The 4,432-nt window shown below is 65.9% G+C and carries 5 protein-coding genes, 1 tRNA gene and 1 pseudogene; 4 read left to right on the top strand and 3 right to left on the bottom strand.

The genetic code is table 11. From position 1 onward, the window contains the following. Positions 1-129: a glycosyltransferase family protein gene (locus FVW27_RS21180; protein WP_341806112.1), complete on the top strand. Its 129-nt coding sequence runs from the start codon at positions 1-3 to the stop codon at positions 127-129. A gap of 124 nt (positions 130-253) precedes the next feature. Then, positions 254-329, top strand: a tRNA-Ala gene (locus FVW27_RS08355). 81 nt (positions 330-410) lie between these two features. Here FVW27_RS08355 and FVW27_RS08350 read toward each other — a convergent pair. From FVW27_RS08350 to FVW27_RS08340, 3 genes are all read right to left on the bottom strand, one after another. Beyond that, positions 411-938 (bottom strand): hypothetical protein, encoded by a 528-nt coding sequence (locus tag FVW27_RS08350; protein WP_167124271.1) that lies wholly within the window; start codon positions 936-938, stop codon positions 411-413. Positions 939-1,064: 126 nt separating this feature from the next. Next, complete coding sequence (locus FVW27_RS08345; protein WP_167124270.1) at positions 1,065-1,409, bottom strand: DsrE family protein; 345 nt, start codon at positions 1,407-1,409, stop codon at positions 1,065-1,067. A gap of 222 nt (positions 1,410-1,631) precedes the next feature. Next, on the bottom strand, positions 1,632-2,438 hold the full coding sequence (locus FVW27_RS08340; RefSeq protein ID WP_341806111.1) for a hypothetical protein: 807 nt from the start codon (positions 2,436-2,438) through the stop codon (positions 1,632-1,634). 370 nt (positions 2,439-2,808) lie between these two features. On the opposite strand from FVW27_RS08340, the gene sugE reads away from it, so the two are divergent. Then, on the top strand, positions 2,809-3,177 hold the full coding sequence (gene sugE / locus FVW27_RS08335; RefSeq protein WP_167124275.1) for a quaternary ammonium compound efflux SMR transporter SugE: 369 nt from the start codon (positions 2,809-2,811) through the stop codon (positions 3,175-3,177). 565 nt (positions 3,178-3,742) lie between these two features. Next, a pseudogene (locus FVW27_RS08330) lies at positions 3,743-4,432 on the top strand (oxidoreductase); the annotation flags it as partial.

The raw sequence follows: 4,432 nt of genomic DNA, 5'->3' as shown, positions 1-4,432 counted from the left end.
CTGCACCGGCTGGAAGGCGACCCGACCCTGCGCGCCGATCTTGCGGCGGCATGGCGGGCGCACATCCTGTCCTGCCACACCTACCGCCACCGGGTGCGCGCCCTGTGCGAGGCGCTGGGGCTGGAATAGCGGCCAGCGGCACTGCCCAGGCGCATCCCGCCGCCCGTGCCTCCCCCCTCGTTCCCGCCAAAATTTTTCCGCACCGGCCCCTTGCAGTCGGGCGGCAACAGGTATATACAGCCTTCTCCTGACTGGGGACGTAGCTCAACTGGGAGAGCGCAGCGTTCGCAATGCTGAGGTCGTGAGTTCAATCCTCATCGTCTCCACCAGCCAAAAACGGGCTTGCCGAGCACATCGGCAAGCCCTTTTTTCGTTTGCATGATCAAGATGCGACACCCGGCTTCGGCGTGCTACCCCTCGTGCTCCTGCAACTGCGTCAGCAGCAGCGACAGCGGGCGGCGCGGACAGCACAACCGGTGGGTCGGTGGCCGCAATCCCGCTGGTGGCAAGTGCGGACCGGCCATGGCCATTTCCGCCGCTTCCACGTATTCGGCCCGGCAATGGCAGCCGATGGAGAACGGGGGCAGCCACGCAGCAAGGTCCGGATGGGTGCCCGCAAGCACCACGCCATGCAGGGCCACGCATTCCGGGCAGGCACCGGCCCGGTCCCCGTCGTCCACCACCAGGCGCAGGCCGCCGCCCGGCGCATCGCGCAACCGTTCCAGCACGGCCAGCGCCGATCCGCGCCACGCGGCGTAGTGGTCCATGAACAGGCCGCATTCGTCGTCGTCCGCGCCCGCCTCTTCCGCCAGATTCCACACCACCTGCCCGGTCAGCCGGGCCAGCAGGGGATGGCTGTCCACCAGCCTGCCCGTGGCCTGAAGGCCGCCGGATTCCCGACGCCCGGCGCTCTGCTCGGTGGTGTCCTGTTTCGTCATGGCAGTGCTCCTGGTATCTCGGATGAAATCTGGCCGTGGCGCGCACGGGCCAACCAGCCCGGCGACAACGCCACACACCCTGCGGGGCGGCCAGCCAGCAGGCGAAAGGACCATTCGGAACGGTCCCTACGGCTTCACGTAGGCATACCCCTTGCGCTGCAAGTCCACCAGTTCCACTATGCCCGCAGGCACCACAGTGCAGGCGGGGTTCAGCCACACGGCATCCAGACCGAAGTGGCGCATGGCGTTGGCGCATACGCGGATATCCAGTCCCAGCGCGCGCAGTTCGCGCAGCGGCTCGGCAAAGTCCGGATCATCCGCGCCCATCAGCCGGATGCCCGGCCCGTTGACCACCAGCACGCTGCGGAAGGACACCCCCTCCAGCGCCTTGTGGTAGTTGCGCACGTTGCTGATGGCGATGTTCAGTTCCGCCGGGCCGTTGTCGAAATGAAAGACGATGTCGTAGTGCATGGCGGCTCCTGCCCGCAGGACGGTGACGGGGTGACGGGGCGGCGGAAGGATTGCCCGCGCTGGCGCGCGAATGGGCTCGACCGGACGCAATCGGGCGCGGGCACACGCCGATTCATGGATACGCCCCGCGCGCCACGGGGGCAAGCCGGGCACACGGGGGCAAGTCCCGCCCTCGTCAGGCCGGAAGCCAACGGGCGAAAGGATTCATTCGAACCACCACACCTAGCGCACCATCCGCCGAAACTCCCCGCTCTCCTGCAACTGCCGCAGCCCCGCGTCAAAGGCATCGCGCACGACCGGGTCGCGGAACACGAAAAAACGGTCCTGCGCCGGAAAGATGCGGTGGATGCGCACCGGCTCGCCCACGCCCCGCGCTGCCAACCGGGCGCGATGAAAGGCAAAGATGCGCTCATCCACCACAATAACCCGGTCATGCCGCTGAAAGAACGCCTCCACCTGGGCCCGCTGGTCCACCTGTTCCTCGTAGCGGGGGTTGGCGTCGGCCATGGCCGCGAAGTCCGGCCCCATGAATACCCGCGCGTTGTGGAAAGCCATCACCGGCAGGTCCCGCAGATCGGCCAGCGTGTTGATTTCCAGGCCGGCTGCTTCCAGCGATACCGCCACGTTGCGGTATTGCAGGTACATGTCGCCCAGAGCCAGCCCAGCCACGTCGGTATGGCGCCCCACGGGACCGCAGCCGTCCAGCGTGCCCTTGCGCACCAGTTCCAGGGCGCGCGCATGCGGCAGGAACACCGGCACTACGCGATAGCCGGACCGGCTCAGGGCGGCGGCCACCAGACGGGGCTCCAGCCCGCTTTTGTTGACAATGTCCACATACGGCAAAGAGGATGTACTGAAACCGATGCGCAATTCCGGTCCTGCAGGGGCGCTGGCCGCATATCCGGCTGCCGGGGGGGCCGCTTCGTCGGCAGTGGCCAGCCGGGTGTTGTCTGGGCTGACGGCGTCCTGACGGGCAGCATCTTGCTTGTCGGCATCTTGCGCGGGCGCCGTTACCTGCCGGGCTGTCACGCCGGTTTCCTGCGCGGCCCGCGCACCGTGCGCACCAAAAGCCGCCATGCAGACCAGCCCCAGCACTGCGCACACGGCCAAGCCATGCACAACCGTCGCGACCACGCGTACCCTGTGCCCCAAATATGCCATCGAAGTGCGCCTGCCTCCGCATGAGCATGATAAAGATATGGTATGTAGAATACCCCGCCATTCACGCGGCGGCAAGCCGGGGCGGCTTGCCTTTTCCTCCGTCATGAGTATGTTCGGGGCGTCGCATGACACGGACTGCGCCCTCCATGGCGTGTTGTCCTTATGCCCGGCCCCGGCCGGGTTTTTTATTATCCGCAACCTGCCGCGTTCGCGCGGCACAGGAGCCGCCATGCCCGCCATGTTCACTTCGATCGCCACTTCCCTTGCCGGTGCATCCGGCGCCACCGGTTCATGGATCACCCTGTTCGCCGCCGGACTGTTCGAAGTGGGCTGGGCCGTGGGGCTCAAGTACACCCAGGGCTTCACCCGCCTCGTGCCCTCTGCGCTCACCGTGGCGGCCATGGTCGTCAGCCTGTACCTGCTGGCCGTGGCCCTGCGCCACCTGCCCCTGGGCACCGCCTACGCTGTGTGGACCGGCGTGGGCACGGTGGGCACCGCGCTGCTCGGCATCGTGCTGTTCGGCGAGCCCGCAACCGCCGCGCGCCTGGGCTGCATCCTGTGCATCGTGGCGGGCATTGCGGGGCTGAAGCTGCTTGCCAACTCCTGACGCAACGCATCGACGCAGACCCCCACGCAACGTGCAATGTCACGCCACCGTGCATCACCCCGCCAAAACAATGGTGCCCGTTCGCCGGTAGCCCCCATCGGGGCACCCGGCGACGGCACTGGCCACATCACGCCAATGGTGCTGCACGGCTGTCCGCCACACGGCACCCCCATGCCCGCCATTGAAAGCCGAATCCGGACCGATGTAATGAACAGCGATTTCCTGTAGTGTTTACTCACATAATAAACCGCAACTAGCTACTCATTTCACAAAGCGTCACATTCATTTCACCGCATTAGATCAGGCGCCTGACGTCTTTTTTGGCAAATCTTTTGTACTTGCAGCATGATCCGATCAACTTGCGATTTTTTTTTCCTACGGCGAAAAAAATTGGTCGCGCGGTCAAACATTGGCATGGACACGCTTTTTTCTTTGTCGTGCCCTGTTTTGTACCACTCATTCACAATCAGGGGGGTTGAAAGAAGTCTCCAGTCAAAATAAGGTGGAGCCACAAATTGGTTGTTCAACCAATTTGCACCATACACGCTCAACGACGGAGACTCGCATGACCACCGCTCCGCCTGTCGCCGAACTGCCGTTCCTGGCCATGCTGGGGGCACTGCTGTTGCTCGGCGGCGCCGTGTCGGCCCTAGCGGCACGCCGACGCCCCTTCACCATGCTGGGCCTGATGTGCCTTTCCGACATCGGCCTCACGCTTCTCGGCCTTGGCCTTGGCGATGGCGCCGGGCTGGTCGGGGGAACCACCCAATTCATCTACCAGTTCGCGGCGCGGTGTCTTGCGCTGCTCACCCTTGTCCGTCTTGCCCGCACGGCGGGGTCGGACCGACTGGACGACCTGCGCGGCATCCGCGCGGCGCTGCCCCTGACGGGGCTGTTCTTCGGGTTCGCCATGTTTGCGGGCATGGGGCTTTCCGTCTTCCTCGTGCCGGACGGGCGGGCCTTCATCCTGCATGCCGCCTTTGCCGCCGGGCACTGGGGCTACGCCGTGGCCTTGGCCTTCGCGGGCATGGCCCTGGCCGCCGCCACAGTGCTGTCGGTACAGGCCATCTGTCTTGAATCCGGCCAGTGGCGCGAATCCGCCCACGTTTCCCACGCCCCGTCCGTCACGTTCCACGTGCTGGCGGGGCTTTTTGCGGCCTTCCTTGCCGCGTTCGGCCTGGCCGGGCACGCCGCCACCGCGCAGGTGGCCGACGCATTGGGCGTTGCGCGCGACACCCTGCCCGCCTTCGGCGCG

The organism is Nitratidesulfovibrio liaohensis (genome assembly GCF_011682075.1).
GTDB classification, from domain to species: domain Bacteria; phylum Desulfobacterota; class Desulfovibrionia; order Desulfovibrionales; family Desulfovibrionaceae; genus Cupidesulfovibrio; species Cupidesulfovibrio liaohensis.
The sequence above is the reverse complement of the archived record's forward strand: the minus strand, read 5'-3'. Positions and strand labels throughout refer to the sequence as shown.